The 16,254-nt window shown below is 39.9% G+C and carries 10 protein-coding genes; 5 read left to right on the top strand and 5 right to left on the bottom strand.

The genetic code is table 11. The features are described from left to right. Window positions 1-133 precede the first annotated feature (133 nt). The 5 genes from metF to F994_RS01640 all read left to right on the top strand — a co-directional run bounded on the left by metF (window position 134) and on the right by F994_RS01640 (window position 8,523). Entirely contained in the window at window positions 134-970 is an 837-nt protein-coding gene (metF, locus tag F994_RS01660; protein ID WP_004648275.1) for a methylenetetrahydrofolate reductase [NAD(P)H], read from the top strand. Window positions 971-1,005: 35 nt separating this feature from the next. Next, complete coding sequence (locus F994_RS01655) at window positions 1,006-1,722, top strand: 16S rRNA (uracil(1498)-N(3))-methyltransferase (protein ID WP_004648274.1); 717 nt, start codon at window positions 1,006-1,008, stop codon at window positions 1,720-1,722. Window positions 1,723-1,893: 171 nt separating this feature from the next. Beyond that, entirely contained in the window at window positions 1,894-4,761 is a 2,868-nt protein-coding gene (locus tag F994_RS01650) for an EAL domain-containing protein (RefSeq protein WP_004648273.1), read from the top strand. Window positions 4,762-4,926: 165 nt separating this feature from the next. Beyond that, window positions 4,927-7,200 (top strand): NADP-dependent malic enzyme, encoded by a 2,274-nt coding sequence (locus F994_RS01645; protein ID WP_004648272.1) that lies wholly within the window; start codon window positions 4,927-4,929, stop codon window positions 7,198-7,200. 87 nt (window positions 7,201-7,287) lie between these two features. Next, window positions 7,288-8,523: a multifunctional CCA addition/repair protein gene (locus F994_RS01640; protein ID WP_004648271.1), complete on the top strand. Its 1,236-nt coding sequence runs from the start codon at window positions 7,288-7,290 to the stop codon at window positions 8,521-8,523. Window positions 8,524-8,883: 360 nt separating this feature from the next. On the opposite strand, the gene epmA is transcribed toward F994_RS01640, so the two are convergent. From epmA to F994_RS01610, 5 genes are all read right to left on the bottom strand, one after another. Then, a complete protein-coding gene (gene epmA / locus F994_RS01630; RefSeq protein ID WP_034696613.1) occupies window positions 8,884-9,870 on the bottom strand; it encodes an EF-P lysine aminoacylase EpmA in 987 nt (328 codons plus the stop codon). Window positions 9,871-9,887: 17 nt separating this feature from the next. Further along, on the bottom strand, window positions 9,888-10,955 hold the full coding sequence (locus F994_RS01625; protein WP_004648269.1) for a 4-phosphoerythronate dehydrogenase: 1,068 nt from the start codon (window positions 10,953-10,955) through the stop codon (window positions 9,888-9,890). Window positions 10,956-11,487: 532 nt separating this feature from the next. Further along, complete coding sequence (locus F994_RS01620; RefSeq protein ID WP_004648267.1) at window positions 11,488-11,826, bottom strand: hypothetical protein; 339 nt, start codon at window positions 11,824-11,826, stop codon at window positions 11,488-11,490. A 98-nt stretch (window positions 11,827-11,924) separates the two neighbouring features. Next, window positions 11,925-12,716 (bottom strand): trimeric autotransporter adhesin/peptidogylcan-associated protein TpgA, encoded by a 792-nt coding sequence (gene tpgA, locus F994_RS01615; protein WP_004648266.1) that lies wholly within the window; start codon window positions 12,714-12,716, stop codon window positions 11,925-11,927. 67 nt (window positions 12,717-12,783) lie between these two features. Continuing rightward, window positions 12,784-16,254: YadA-like family protein (locus tag F994_RS01610; RefSeq protein ID WP_004648265.1), on the bottom strand; the 3,471-nt coding region annotated here is incomplete at its 5' end.

Genomic DNA, 16,254 nt, shown 5'->3' with positions numbered 1-16,254 from the left:
AGCAATGCTTAAAGCACGCTCAGGAGAGGGAAATCCTTTTTAGTATTAAATGGAGGGTTAGTCCTCTCCTTTTAGGAGAGGATTTAGGAGAGGTCAAAGCAATTAAAATAGTATTAAAAAAAGGATTTGAAAAATGACCAAACGTATTCCGGTTTCGTTTGAATTTTTTCCGACTAAAACTGATGTGGGTGCAGAAAAACTTCGTGTCGTTCATCAAGAATTACAACTGCTGAATCCTGAGTTCTTTTCTGTAACTTATGGTGCTGGTGGTTCAACACGTGAACGTACACTCGCTGCAATCAACGACTTCAATGGTAAAGGCACACCCGTTGCCCCTCACCTGTCTTGTATTGGTGATGACAAAGCACGTATTGCCGAATTGCTCGATTTGTATAAATCACAAGGCATTGACCGTATCGTTGCACTACGTGGCGACTTACCTTCAGGTCAAGTGGGCTTGGGTGAATTACCCTATGCCTCTGATTTAGTGGCATTCATTCGTGAACATTCAGGTGATCACTTTCATATTGAAGTGGCAGCCTATCCTGAAATGCATCCACAAGCCGAAAGCTTTGATCAAGACATTCAAAACTTTATTACCAAAGCTCGTGCAGGCGCCAATTCAGCATTGACTCAATTCTTCTTTAATCCAGATGCGTATTTCTACTTTGTCGATCGCTTACAAAAAGAAGGCGTTGATCTTCCTGTAGCGCCCGGCATTATGCCGATTACCAATGCTAGCAATCTGATTCGCTTTGCAGATGGTACGGGTGCTGAAATCCCACGTTGGATTCGTAAGCAATTGGCCACTTATGGTGATGATAGCGCAAGCATTAAAGCCTTTGGTCATGAAGTCGTGGTGAAACTGTGTGAACGCCTGATTGCAGGTGGTGCACCAAGTCTGCACTTCTACACCATGAACCAGACTGAACCTAATCGTCAACTTGTGCTTGACTTAGGTTTAGCATAATTTTTCTTTTCCCCGATTTTTGAGAGTAATACCACATGCCGCGTTTTTTTATTGAAGCTGATTTGGCTGTTAATACGCATGTAGAGTTAACGGAAACCGTTTTTCACCATTGGGTGAAAGTATTACGTGCAAAAGTCGGTGAAAGTGCCACTTTGTTTAATGGACAAGGTGGCGAATATGAAGTGACGCTTGTTGATATTTCCAAAAAATCAGCAAGTGTTTCTGTCGATAGCTTTAATCCAGATGATCGCACGCCTGCTTTTAGCACCTTGCTCGGACAAGTCATGAGCAAAGGCGACCGTATGGATTATGCCATTCAAAAAGCAGTTGAATTGGGTGTTTCACAAATTCAACTTTTAACGTCTGAACGCTGCGAAATGCGTTTAAAATATGATCGTGACCAGAAAAAAATAGACCATTGGCAAGGTGTTGCAATTGCAGCATGTGAACAATGTGGCATGAATCGCGTTCCAGAAATTTTAGCCCCACTTGCATTAGCCGACTGGCTTGCAACTGAATTACCCACCACCAAACTGGTACTTGCGCCAAATAAAGACCAAATCAATGTCCTTGAAAATGCAACGCCAAATATTGCACTGCTGATTGGCCCCGAAGGTGGTTTAAGTGAAAGTGAAATTGAATTATCAAATAAAGTAGGATTCATCAATTGGTGTATTGGCAATCGTGTCTTACGCACTGAAACTGCGCCGATTGTTGCTTTATCTATTTTAAATTATAACCTAACTGTTTAGTTCACCTTATTCTAGGTAAATAGTCGCAATTCGATTGATTTTTTTAAATAACATTATTACTCTTGATTCTAATGATAAATATAGACTTAAAAAAAGTTTTGCTTTTTTTTAAACGCTAGTAAATTTTGATGGGTTAATTTATCGCAAAACAAAAATAAGGTTTTTGCTTTTATGTCAAATATTCAGGACGAATATATCAACCAGCATGTCAGTGCTGCACAAATTACCAATACGATTCGTCTTAGCCGATTTTTTCTCGTCAGTATTGTGATTGTATCCCTGTATATTTATTGTATTTATCAATTTTATTTTGCGAAACCATCCTTCTATTTAAATCTTTGGTTTATCAGTACGGCGCTGTTTTATTGCTTCAGCTTACTGATGACCAGTATCTATTTTAAGCCCCGTAATTTCTCATTAAAACATGCACATCGTTGGCTTCAATTTCAATTTTTAGCGATAGGAAGCTGTATCGGGGCTGGTATTGCTCTCATTTATTACTATCTGCCGCAATATAACCATGATTTCAACTCAATTCATGGCTTGATGTTATCGGCTTTACTGCTGATTGTGAGCCAAGCATTTGCGTTAACGTTTTTAACCCAACGACTCAATTATTTTTGCTTAGCCTTTATTCCGGCAATTTTACCTTATCTTGCTTCACAATTTATTTCTGCTGACACCTCAAATTATTTATTCCATTTAACAATCAATTTTGCCCTGATTGTCATTTTACTTTGTGCAAATACAAGCTCTCGTATTCATCAACGTATTTCAGCGCTGTATTGCAAAAATAACCGCTTGGTTAAAAATGCAGAGCAACAAGTCCTATGGACAGATGAGTTATGCCAGCAATTAAAAACCGAAATTAACAAATCAAAAGAGATTGAACTGCAATTACAATTAAACAATCAGCTGCTTGAACAAAAAGTCAAAGAACGTACTTTCGATCTGGCTAAAATGAACAGCGATTTAGAAAATCAGCAACAAAATCTGGTGTTGGCACATGAAATTGCAGGGCTTCGACCTTGGGATTGGAATATTAAAGATCGGGAAATTTTAATCACCAACTCCAAACAACAAAAAACATTAAAGCCTTTAAAACAGCATCAGCACCAGCTACAAAATATTATTCATTCCGACGATGTCGAACATTTCAAATCTTCGATGAAACAACATTTACGCGGTCGATCAGATCTGTATGAAGCCACGTATCGAATTCAAAATAGTGTTGGAAAATGGAAATGGGTACATGATATTGGCAGAGTCATTAGCCGTGACCCCATCAATCAAAAAGCTTTACGTATGGTCGGTATTCGTCGTGATATTCAGCAAGAACGCACCGATCAGGAACGTTTAAAACTTGCCGCCAGCGTGCTAAAACAGGCTTCGGAAGGTATTTTTATACTCGATGAACAACTGGCTTATATTGACGTCAATCCATTTTATGAAAAATTGACCGGTTTTTCACAAGAAAAAATCATTGGCAAACATTTATTTGATATTACTGCAAACTATAAATCCCAACAAAGAGATGATCATTATTTAATCATCAATCAATTACTTACAACTGGTGAATATGATGGAGAAATGAATGAGAAATTTCTCTCAGGTAAAGAACTCACGGTTTGGATGCACATTAATGCCATCACCGATGAGCAAAATCGTGTAACGCACTATATTGGTATTGTTTCTGACTTAACTGAACGTAAACTACAAGAACAGCGTCTCTCCTATTTAGAAAATTACGACCCGCTCACCGACCTACCGAATCGTTTTTATTATAATTATCAATTACACCAATATTTGGTGAGCCAAAAAGATTCCATTCAGCAGCTTGCCGTGATTCGTCTCAATATCGATCGTTTTAGACCTTTGAATGAATTCTTATCCAATAGTGGTGGCGATGAGTTATTACGCCAAGTTGCTCAAAGACTGCGACTCACCAACGCAGAAGCCTTATTTGTGGCTCATTTAAATGGTGATGACTTTGCAATTGTCTATGAAATTTCACATATTCGACCATCGATTCAACAACATTGTGAAAGGATCAGTAAAGCTTTTTCACTGCCCTTCAATATTTTTGATCAAGAGCATATTATCACCCTCTCTATGGGCATTGCGTTCTACCCTGAAAATGGTCGCCAACTCGACTATTTAAATAATTGTGCCGAACAAGGATTAACCGAAGCGAAAAACTTAGGTGGCAATACCATTCGTTACTATTCAAACAAAAATACAGCCTTGCTTGAACAAGGTATTTATTTAGAACGCGATTTAAGACTTGCGATTAATAACAATGAATTGGTTGTTTACTATCAACCCAAAATTAATTTTAGTGACCAAAATATTTATGGCTTTGAAGCCCTCGTCCGGTGGAACCATCCAACCAAAGGAATTATTCCACCCAATTCGTTCATTCCTCTTGCAGAACGAACCAGTTTAATCTCAGATATTGGTCGAATTGTTATACAACAAACCGCTAAACAAATTAGACACTGGAATGATTTAGGTTTTAATAATATATGTGTATCTGTCAATGTGGTTGCCCAACAATTACAACGTGGGCAGTTGCTTGAAGACCTTGATTATGCCATTCAAACTTACCAAATATCAGGGTCAAGTCTAGAGCTTGAAATTACCGAATCATCGCTGCTTGAGAACTCAATTACGGTTAAAAATCTACTCGATGAAATCAAAGAACGTAAAATCAACATCTCGCTTGATGATTTTGGAACTGGCTACTCATCACTATCCTATCTTGCTGATTTTCCAATTGATATATTAAAAATAGATCGAAGCTTTATTTCTAAAATTGGTGAAAATAAACAAGAAGCGATTGTCAGTGCCATGATTGCCATGGGTAAAGCTATGGGCATGATGGTGGTTGCTGAGGGGATTGAAACCAAGCAACAACTTGAGTACTTACAAGATCTCAAATGTGACATTGCGCAAGGCTTCTTATTTTCAAAGCCTTTACCCGAAAGTGAAGCAACTATCTTCTTAGAACAACACAGGCTTATACCTTCTCAAGTGTAGACTTATATCTGCTTAATATAAGTCTACCGACCTAAGTATAAGTTTACTTGAAAAAGGTATATTCGCGACTGTGCTAAGGTCGTAACAAATGTTATATTCGACTAAAGTAAGCAAAAAACCACCACCCGCTCGGGCTGGGCAACTCAAGCAACAATAGAGATACAGATGGACGATCAATCATTAAAACAGCAAGCTTTGTACTACCACGAACACCCAACACCAGGGAAAATCAGTGTTACTCCAAGTAAACAGCTGGTCAACCAACATGACTTAGCGCTTGCTTATTCTCCAGGTGTCGCAGCGCCATGTTTAGAGATTGAACGCGACCCATCAACAGCAGCACTTTATACCGCACGTGGCAACTTGGTTGCAGTGATTACAAATGGTACAGCGGTTTTAGGCCTAGGCAACATTGGCCCATTAGCGTCTAAACCTGTGATGGAAGGTAAAGGTGTACTGTTTAAAAAATTCGCGGGTGTCGATGTATTTGACCTCGAAATTGCTGAAAACGATCCAGACAAAATTGTCGATATCGTGGCTGCATTAGAACCGACTTTTGGTGGTATTAACCTTGAAGATATCAAGGCACCAGAGTGTTTCTATATTGAGAAAAAACTTCGCGAACGCATGAATATTCCTGTGTTCCATGATGATCAGCATGGCACATCAATTATTGTCGGTTCAGCATTACTCAATGCTTTACAATTGACTGGCAAAAAAATTGAAGAAATTAAAATTGTCGCTTCAGGTGCAGGTGCTGCTGCATTGTCATGTTTAGATTTGCTTTGTGCTTTAGGTGCGAGCAAGGAAAACATTACCGTTGCCGATTCACGTGGTTTGTTAACAACTAAACGTGACAACCTTGATGAATCTAAAAAACGCTATGTTCAAGACATTGAAGGCACTCAATTGGCAGATGTGATTGCCGGTGCAGATATGTTCCTCGGACTTTCTGCGGCAGGCATTTTAACCAAAGAAATGGTTAAAGTGATGGCTGAAAATCCGATCATTTTCGCCTTAGCAAACCCAGATCCAGAAATTTTACCTGAACATGCACATGAAGTACGCCCTGATGTGATCATGGCGACAGGACGTTCGGATTATCCAAACCAAGTGAATAATGCACTTTGTTTCCCTTATATCTTCCGTGGTGCTTTAGACGTTGGCGCAACCACCATTAATGAAGAAATGAAAATTGCTTGCGTACATGCGATTGCACGTATGGCACACATTGAAGCAGATGCAGCATCTTATGGTGAAAAATCTGCATCTTTTGGTCGTGAGTATTTAATCCCACGCCCACTTGATCAACGTTTAATTCTTGAAATTGCCCCTGCTATTGCTCAAGCTGCAATGGATTCTGGTGTCGCGACTCGTCCGATTGAAGACTTCTCTGCATATCGTCAAAAATTGTCTGAGTTTGTTTATAACTCTGCATTTATGATGAAACCGATCTTTGCCCAAGCAAAAACAGCACCGAAGCGTATTGCTTATGCGGAAGGTGAAGATCTTCGTGTGCTTCGTGCAGTTCAAATTGCGGTCGATGAAGGTTTAGCATTCCCTATTCTTGTTGGTCGTACTGCTGTTATTGAAGCAAACATCAAAAAATTGGGCTTGCGTCTTGAACACGGCGTTAACATTCAAATTGTGGATCAAGAGAAAAATCCAGATTACGAATTTTTTGCCGATGATTACTATCAAATCATGCAACGCAAAGGTGTAACGCCTGAATATGCACATCGTGAAGCACGTCGTCGCTCGACCCTAATTGCTGCAATGTTAGTGAAACATGGTCATGCAGACGGTATGCTTTGTGGTACATATTCAAGCTATGACATTCACTTAGATTTCGTGAAAAACGTAATTGGCTTAAAAGAAGGTCGTAGCACATTCTTTACCCTCAATGCGTTAATGCTTCAAGATCGTAACTTGTTCATTGCCGATACTTATGTCAATACCAACCCAACGGCTGAACAGTTGGCTGAAATGACCATTTTGGCGGCTGAAGAAGTGCGTCGTTTTGGTGTGACTCCACGCATTGCGTTATTATCGCATTCAAGTTTTGGTTCTGACCAAACCGATGCAAGTGCACAAAAAATGCGTAAAGTATTTGAAATTTTAAGTGAAATTGCACCTGAACTAGAAGTTGAAGGTGAAATGCACGGTGATGCTGCACTTGATGAAAATATTCGTCATTTTGCATTCCCGAACTCACGTTTCAAAGGTTCTGCAAATTTACTGATTATGCCAAACCTTGATGCTGCAAACATTTCATTTAACTTGTTAAAAGCAACTTCAGGTAACAATGTAACGATTGGCCCAATTTTGTTGGGTGCTGCAAAACCTGTACATATCTTGACACCGACTGCAACAACACGTCGCGTGGTCAATATGACAGCGTTGACAGTTGCTGAAATTCAACAGTCACAAGAAGGCTAGTATTCAACTTTAGCAAAAAGCTAAGGTTCTTTACTTGAGAAAACCTCTATTCTGTAGCATGATTGCTTGAAGAATAGAGGTTTTTTCATGCGAGTTTATTTAGTAGGCGGTGCAGTACGTGATCACTTACTCGGTCACCCCTATCACGAAAAAGATTATGTCGTTGTCGGTGCTACACCTGAACAACTTATCGCGCTTGGCTATCAACCTGTAGGCAAAGATTTTCCTGTTTTCCTACATCCCAAAACAAAAGAAGAATATGCATTAGCCCGTACTGAGCGCAAATCTGGTCATGGTTATCATGGTTTTGAATTTCATACTGATGTCAGTGTCACACTTGAAGAGGATCTGATCCGTCGTGACTTGACCATTAATGCCATGGCCATGGATGACGATGGCAATATTTATGATCCCTATAAGGGTCAACAAGATTTGGCTGATCGGGTGCTCCGCCACGTGTCCGATGCTTTCGTAGAAGATCCTTTACGTGTTCTGCGTATTGCACGTTTTGCAGCACGTTATAAATCATTTGGATTTAGCATTGCCGCTGAAACCTTAGCACTGATGCAGCAATTGGCAGAATCAGGCGAATTAGAAGCTTTAACACCTGAACGTGTTTGGAAAGAAACTGCCCGCGCCTTGATGGAAGATCATGCTGATGAGTATTTTGAAACTTTGCGTGCTTGTGGTGCTTTAAAAGTCTTATTTCCAGAATTAGATGCTCTCTATGGCGTTCCACAACGCCCTGAATATCATCCAGAAATTGATTGTGGTATTCATACCATGATGTCTTTACAACAAGCCTGTAAAGCCAATTATTCATTGGAAGTACGCTTTGCTGTTTTAATGCATGATTTAGGTAAAGCACTTACTCCAGTCGATGAATTGCCGCGTCATATCATGCATGAAGAACGAGGCATAATACCTGTCACTGAGGTTTGTGATCGACTTAAAGTGCCAACCCATACCAAACAGCTTGCAATTGCGGTCTGTAAGGAACATTTAAAATGCCATCAAGCATTAACCCTTAAACCGGGCACTTTATGGCGCTTATTACAACGTTTAGATGTATTACGTCGTCCTGAACGTGTTGAAGCCTATGTTCAAGCTTGTGAATGTGATTCACGGGGTCGTCTCGGTTTAGAAAATCGTGAATATCCACAGGCGCAATATGTACTGGATGCGATGGAAGTTGTTCGTGGCATTAAGGCGCAAGATCTGCCACCCGATATTCAAGGCCCCGATATTGGTGAAATGCTTATTCAGCGTCGGATCAAAGCAATTGAAGCGTTAAAAGCACAGCAAACTGTTTTAATTGTCTAGCTTAGAAAAAAGCTTCTCTTCTGAGTAATGCTGATCAGTTAAGAGTAATTCAATGATTACTCATTTAAAAATCCCCCCTCTTGCGAAGCAATGCTTTTCATTTTTGAAAAAGAGCGGAACTATCGAGAATTTAAAATCATTTTATATTCTTGAAACTCCCTCCTTTGAAAAAGGAGGGTTGGGGAGGATTTAAAAATACTTAACTGACCGGCATTATCTCTTATGAGAAGCTTTTTTAATCCCTCCATTGCATAGCAGTTCGATTCATCTTTAAAAATGAAGAACTTTCCCCTCCCTTTTTTAAAGGGTGAGAAACATTGTTTCGCAATGGATTGATTTATAATATTTTTTAGCGATATTTCAAGAAACATCAGCAGGGAAAGTAATCACTTTCTCTAACTTCATCTGCTGCGTTGCAATCATCAATAAACGATCAATTCCTAAAGCGATGCCAGAACATTCAGTCATATTCGGCAATGCTGCCAGTAAATATTCATCAATCGGCATCACATGTAAACCGAGTTTTTCACGCTCCAAATTATCCGCTTCAAAGCGAGAACGTAATACCGCAGCATCAATTAGTTCATCATAGGCATTTGCCAATTCTAAGCCTTCAATATATAGCTCAAAACGTGCTGCAACGTGCTCGCCATCTTCATCGATTCTGACTTTGGCAAGAGATGCCATTTCAGCCGGAAAATCGGTCAAAAATACGGGGGTATCAAAGCCTAAACTCGGTTCAACCATATGTGAAAACAACAAGTCGATATAACCCAAACGATCATCACCCAAATCCAGATTTAAACCGACACGGTTACAGCAATCCTTTAACTGTTTTAAGCTGGCTTGTAATGGATTGAGATCCAAACGATCCATAAATGCATGTTTATAACTTAAAATGGTTGGACGCACTTCGCCAAAACGATGTGCCAAAGTCACATTGAGTAAATCAGTGACTTCAAACATTAACTCTTTTAAGCTTAAATTTGGACGATACCACTCCAACATGGTGAATTCACTGTTATGTTTACGTCCATGTTCATCATCACGGAAGACTTTGCAAATTTGGTAAATCGGCCCACTACCACTGGCCAATAAACGCTTCATGGCAAACTCAGGTGAAGTCTGTAAATAATGAGTGTGTTGCTTTCCACCCAAATGACGCTGTGCCTGAACTGACGCTAAATGCACATCGGTGACACCCGCTTGAGACAATATTGGCGTTTCTACTTCCAGTACCTCACGTTCGGCAAAAAATTGACGAATTTGTGTATACATTTTGGCACGTGCTTTTAAAGCTTTAATATCACAGGTGGGCCGATAATTGACTATTTCAGTGTCTACCATTTCAGAACTTTCCATACTCATGCTTTAGGGCCTCCGTGTGCTGCCCATTCACGACGTAATGGATAGGTTTTACGTAAATAATCAAAAGCCTGTTGATCGACTTTGCCCGCTTTTAAACAGGCACGTAAATTTGAGTCATCTCGCGCAATATCATAAATTTGACTCAGATGTTGTTTCAGCGCTTGCTTTAAATCCTGATTTTGGAAATATTGATCACATACAGGTAATTGTGTTTCAAATTGCTTATTTGTGCTAAAGTTAAAGGTTGTGCAGAAAGCATCGTAAATCATTTGCGTACCGCGCGCCTTACCTTCCAAGCTATAGCCCGCAATATGAGGAGTGACCAAAGAAATTAAATTGAGTAATTCTGCTGAAATTTCAGGTTCATGCTCAAATACGTCTAGCACCACTTGGCGTTTGGTGCTTTGAAGATCAGCAATCAAAGCCGACTCTTCCACCACTGGGCCACGTGCTGAATTGATCAGTATCGCTTCAGGTTTCATGTGTGCCAAAGCATCGGTATTGATCAAATGAAACGTCGGATGCTCCCCTGTTTGGGTTAAGGGAACATGAAGCGAAATGGCATCTGCCGTTTTTAACAATGCTTCCAATTCAACTTGCTGGACCGTTTCCCTATCCACAAAGGGATCACAACCAATCACATTCCAACCCAACAACTTGGCCATACATGCTAAACGCGAACCGACATTTCCTAAGCCAACAATCCCTAAGGTAAATTTTTCATTTTTTTCAATTAAATCGGGCTGTAAATATAACAATGCCGTAATGACATATTCAGCGACTGCTTGAGCGTTACAGCCTGCCGCATTTGACCATGCGATGTGATGTTTTTCTAAGCTTGCAATATCTAAATGATCTGTACCAATCGTGGCACTGCCGACAAATTTAATTGCGGTATTTTCCATCAGCTGCGCATTTACTTTCGTCACAGAACGCACCAACAAAGCGTCTGCATCCTGTACATCTGCTTGGGTTAAAGTACGCCCTGCCGCTTGTTGAATTTCTCCAAAATCTGCAAAGAAATATTCAGTAAAAGCCAGATTTTCATCTGCGACGATTTTCATAGCACATTCCAATAACATGAAGAGCGCTATAATAACGCTTAGGGGCCAATCTGACTATGCACGTGTACTGTGAAGAAAAAAAAGCCCTAACGATAAAAACCTCGATCAATGAACCGAAGTTTTGAGTTTGGCGGGAGCACTGTGCATACAGCACCGATATTATGCTGACCCATAAATTTAAAAATGTTCAATATTCGGTTGTTTAAAATCAGCACGGCCTCATTGGATTGATTGAATTTTATGCTGAAAAATCTTTGGCTGAAACACCGACCAAAGCCAGTGAATGAAAATTACAGATTCAGCTAACATTGATCATGTTCAGCAAAAGTAAGAATAGCTTTTGCTATAACTTTTGAATCAATAACGTAGAACAGCTAACAAAGAGCACCGTATTCCTTTTATCTAAAGACGCGACTCATTTAGACAAGTGGCTGAATTTTATAATACTCAATGTGCCCATCAAGAAAAAATATTCTGTAGACATGCGTTATTTGAAAGTTTACTGGATAGAAAAAGTTGAGTCATTGTCAGCTCAGGCCTGAGCGGGTACAGCTAATATCCAATCACTTAATTCTTCACATAATTCATCTTTTTCAATATGATGACCTTCATAATCTCGATAAATTTTCTTTAATTTTTCAATAGATTGTTTTTGATAAACAATATTTATCATTTCTTCGGGAAAGTTACGTATAAAAAAATTATATTTATCATAATAATAAGAATTCGTATATTCAATAAACTTACTCATGATCTTAAGAATACAGTATCTATCTTCACTTTCTATGATTCTATTTAGATAATAAAAAAAATTAATATTTTGATAATCAATGCGCTCGATATTGATTAAAACTTGTGCGAACTCAGTCATGCTCTTGATCCTTAAATCGGGCAATAAGAGGAAAAAAATCCTTTCCCTCTTATCGAATATCTATCTCATCACTCACGTTTGTTGAGAAGAAAGAATCATTACCAACTTACATTGACGCGGCGGTTTGGTAGCAAACACTCCACCAGCGCACGAGAATATTTGCCTTCACAATATTGATATTGTTCGGTTGAGCCATTGGCATTGAGCTGAATGCGGTTAGCATTAATGCCTTGCTGCACCAACAAATCCACCACTGTATTTGCACGTTGCGCTGATAATTTCTGGTTATAGCCCGTATTACCAATGCGGTCAGTAAAGCCTGAAACAATAACAGCATGATTAGAATCAGAACCTTTAATTTGCTGAGCAATTACTGCCGCTGCTTGCCTACCTTGCTGTATCGCATCGGCATCATAACGGTCAAATGCAAACAAAATATTTGCCGAGCTCACCGCTGATGTGATTGGTTGAACTTCAGAGGATTGCTGCCCATAAATATTACGCTGCATCATGTCCTCACATTCTTCACCTTTCCAAGATAGGCGCTCAGCAAGATTTTTATTGAAATCGATACGTAATTGACAGCGCTTATAGTCTTGGCTATTCGGAACGCGAATATCTAAAACATAATTCCAAATTTTAACTGCAAATAGACCTTCACTAAACTGAGGATTACCAAGTAAGTGACGAATCTGATCCTTACTTAACCCTTTTTCTAACCGGGCAGCATTGCTGTATTCATAGCGATTAACTTGTTTAAGATAACTTTTTTCGATCGCAGGGAAATAGACAGCATCTTCCTGCTCAACTGCGACAGGTGTTGCTGCATAAACCGGCAACGCAAGACCAAAAAGCGCTGCTGAAAGTGCGATTGTAATAACTTTTTTCATATTGATTACTCTTGAATTTTTGCAGTATGGAGAAAAACTGTGTACGTTTTTCTCCACTTCTCACACCTTAGTCAATTACGCCACTGATACCGATACGAACACTTGGATCACCCTGTGATGCTGCTGCAACACCGCCTGTTATTGACCAGCGTCCGTTGTCAGCTGTTTTACGTAAAGTCACACCAATCGCATTTTCACCGCCATGATAAGAAGCACCTGCTGCATACGTGAATTTACCCGCAACAAATGGTGCTGCTTCCAACGCCATCGCTGCTGCAATACCTGCATTCGCTTTTTTCTCAATACCATCAATACGTTGGTTGGTTTCAGTAAAGGCTTGTTCTAAACGATCACCGAGATTGGTAATACGATTTCCTAAGGCTTGATCTGCTTTGTTTAAAGCATCCACTGCACCACCTACATTATTGTAGTCTTTGCCATCAACCTTATACGTTGGGTTGGTAAAACTATTAGTGATGTTGTTATAACCAGCTCCGCCACCTAAGAATTCAGCCACTTTATTGTTTGTTACATTAAGTTGAGAGCCATTTACAGCATCTTTCGATGTTGCATTAATTGCCCCATCTTTCACGCCTGTTACAACACGTTCACCCTGAGTACCAGATACATTGAGTGTTGTACCACCCGCATCTTTACCAACAGTAATATCGCCGCCTTGTGTTTGTTGCTGCACTAAACCAGACTTACCATTGTTGATATTACTAATGTTGGTTTGAATACCTTGAATATCATTGGTGTTTTGGCTCACCTGTTGTTGAACAGTCCACAATTGACCACCATTCACAGCATCTTTCGAACCTTGAACAACAGCACCATCTTTAAGATTAGTAATCGTGGTTCCATTCGAACCACCTAATGTGATTTTATCTTTAGATGCAGTGTCATATTTCACCGCATTATTAGAAAGCTGAGTGACATCACTCGCCACACTATTAATTGCTGAATCTAATTGTCCTTTATTCACAGCATCAGTTGTATTTGTACCAGCAGCAACATTGGTAATTTGCTTATTGCCCGCATTAATACCTTGAGTTGTGACACTTGGACCACCTGCAATAATTAACCCTGTGTTATTTAACACAACAGTATTATTACCAATCGTAATACCAGCATTATTGAGAACAGTGTTGCCAGCTTTAACAGAATCAACTGTTAAATCTTTCGCAGTTGCTATTTCATAATTATCTGAACCATCAACGTTTTTACTCTTGTTCACAACAATATTTTGACCTTTAGTCACTGTTGTTTTAGAAGTTACAGCTGTAGATTCAATGGCTTTGTCTAATGCATCTAACGCATCACCAACATTCGTTTGAGTACTTTTCGCAACATTATAGGTAGGCCCAGTAATGGTTCCATTCTTATTGACAGTCGCATTACCACCCAAACTATTTACAAGTGAATTCTGGGTCGTAACAACTTGATTACCAACTGCTTTCAATTGTGCAACGTTTACGGCATCAGCATCTTGAGTACCTGCTGCAACACCCGTAATCTGACGATAAATACCGCTTGCTGCATCACCAACTGCAACAGCACCAGTCGTTGACATTGTTTTATTGATTGCAGTCTTATCTACATTTGTTGCAGTAGACAACGCATAACCTGTAACACCTGCACCCGTTGTGGCAGCAGAACCCGTACCTAATACAACAGAACCAGCAACTGTCTTAGTCACATTATTTCCAAGTACAAAAGTATCGTCTGTAAGCACTTGGTTATTGTTACCTACAGAATAACTGTTACTACCATTAACAATGCTTGGATCGCCAATTGCACCAGAATGATTGCCTTTAACTTTATTCCCCGTACCAATACTGATTGATTGTGTACCTAATGCCTCAGCACCATTACCAATTGCGATTGATTGTATACCTTGAACCTTAGCATTATGACCTAGAGCAACTGAGCTATCCGCACCCGCAGCGACAATAGCATTGACACCTATTGCAGTAGAATTTAGACCACTTGCACTTGAATCATTGGTTGTGCCTAAATCACCTTTAGACGTGTCCGCATTGGTATGGAAGAATTTCGTACCTTCTGTATTCATCTTCTGAACAGTTTGACCAATCGTCAAACGATCCGTAGTTTCCTGTCCTTGCTTGTTATAAGTTAAGAACAATGAATCTTGATTGGTATTATCCAGTTTAGTGTTTACAACTTGATCAATAATATTGACTTTATTGCCACTAGCATCGACAACTTCGGTGATGTTGCTAGAAATCACTTGCTTCAATTGTTCTTCAGTTGCAGCTCTACCTTTCGTTGCAAAATCAGCAGCTTTCAAATCTTTGTTACTTAATCCCGTAATATCATTATTGGCTTTGTTCAGTACAACACCACCAACGGTTACTTTATCGAAACTTACATCTTGCGCTGTTGCTACGGTATAAACGCTTTGACCATCGGCTCCAACCACTGAAGTGACTTTAATATTGTCGCCTTCTTTTACTTCGGTCTTCGCTGCTTTCGCTGTATTGCTAACACTGTTGATCGCACCATCAATCGTGTTTGCACCTGTTCCACCAATGTTGGTCGTAGTAATAGCGCCTGTCACTGCATTTATAGTCGTACTACCACCAATTGCATTTTTAATGCTGTTCGATACCGTATAAAGCTGACTGCCATTAATTGCATCGCTTGAGCTGGCATTCAGTGCGCCATCTTTCACATTGGTGATCGTGGTACCTGCTGCTCCGCCACCTAAAGTAACTTTATCTTTTGTCGCTGCATTGTCGTACTTCACTGCTGCACTATCTGTTGCAGTTTGTGCATCACTTACAAGCTTTAATTGGTCTTCTGTCGCAGCTTGTCCACTGGTGATGCTGGCTGCATTCCATGTCTTATTGCTTAATCCACCAATTTTTCCTGTGCTGCCATCAACAGTGATCTGTGTAGCACCACTACCAACTTTAACGGTATTGCCTAACCCTAGTTGTACTCCGTCTGTTGTCGTGGTACTGGTAATGCTGCCATCTGTTGAGGCTTTAACATTAATGATATCACCCAACTTGTATTGGTTAGAGCTTGTACCATTACCGAACTTGATGCCTATGTTGGTCACTGCTGTTTTTGCATCAATGACCGCATTGTTTAAGTCACCTGCGTTAACACCTTTGCTTGCATTAGCAATATTGGTGTAATCACCTGCGCTAGCTACATTGCTTAGGCTTGTACCACCTGTCGTAGTAATCTTGCCTGTGGTTGCATCTTTTGTACTGCTTGTTGTCGTTCCACCAAAGGTGACTTTGTCTTTCGTTACTGCACTGTCGTACTTCACTGCTGCACTATCTGTTGCTGCTTGTGCATCACTCACAAGTTTCAATTGTTCTTCTGTCGCTGCACGACCTTGTGTAGCAAAGTCTGCTGCCGATAAGTTCTTATTGCTTAATCCCGTAATGTCATTATTGGCTTTGTTTAGTACAACACCGCCAACGGTTACTTTATCGAAACTTACATCTTGTGCTGTTGCTACGGTATAAATGCTTTGACCATCTGCTCCAACCACTGAAGT

Source organism: Acinetobacter bohemicus ANC 3994, assembly GCF_000367925.1.
In the GTDB taxonomy this organism is placed as follows: Bacteria; Pseudomonadota; Gammaproteobacteria; order Pseudomonadales; family Moraxellaceae; genus Acinetobacter; species Acinetobacter bohemicus.
Note: the sequence above shows the minus strand (reverse complement) of the source record. Positions and strands in the feature narration are given on the sequence as shown.

Coding starts and splice junctions, on each gene's coding strand:
- F994_RS01645 (WP_004648272.1), top strand. CDS start 4,927: ATGGACGATCAATCATTAAAACAGCAAGCTTTGTACTACCACGAACAC.
- F994_RS01655 (WP_004648274.1), top strand. CDS start 1,006: ATGCCGCGTTTTTTTATTGAAGCTGATTTGGCTGTTAATACGCATGTA.
- epmA (WP_034696613.1), bottom strand. CDS start 9,870: ATGGTAGACACTGAAATAGTCAATTATCGGCCCACCTGTGATATTAAA.
- F994_RS01650 (WP_004648273.1), top strand. CDS start 1,894: ATGTCAAATATTCAGGACGAATATATCAACCAGCATGTCAGTGCTGCA.
- F994_RS01625 (WP_004648269.1), bottom strand. CDS start 10,955: ATGAAAATCGTCGCAGATGAAAATCTGGCTTTTACTGAATATTTCTTT.
- metF (WP_004648275.1), top strand. CDS start 134: ATGACCAAACGTATTCCGGTTTCGTTTGAATTTTTTCCGACTAAAACT.
- F994_RS01640 (WP_004648271.1), top strand. CDS start 7,288: ATGCGAGTTTATTTAGTAGGCGGTGCAGTACGTGATCACTTACTCGGT.
- F994_RS01620 (WP_004648267.1), bottom strand. CDS start 11,826: ATGACTGAGTTCGCACAAGTTTTAATCAATATCGAGCGCATTGATTAT.
- tpgA (WP_004648266.1), bottom strand. CDS start 12,716: ATGAAAAAAGTTATTACAATCGCACTTTCAGCAGCGCTTTTTGGTCTT.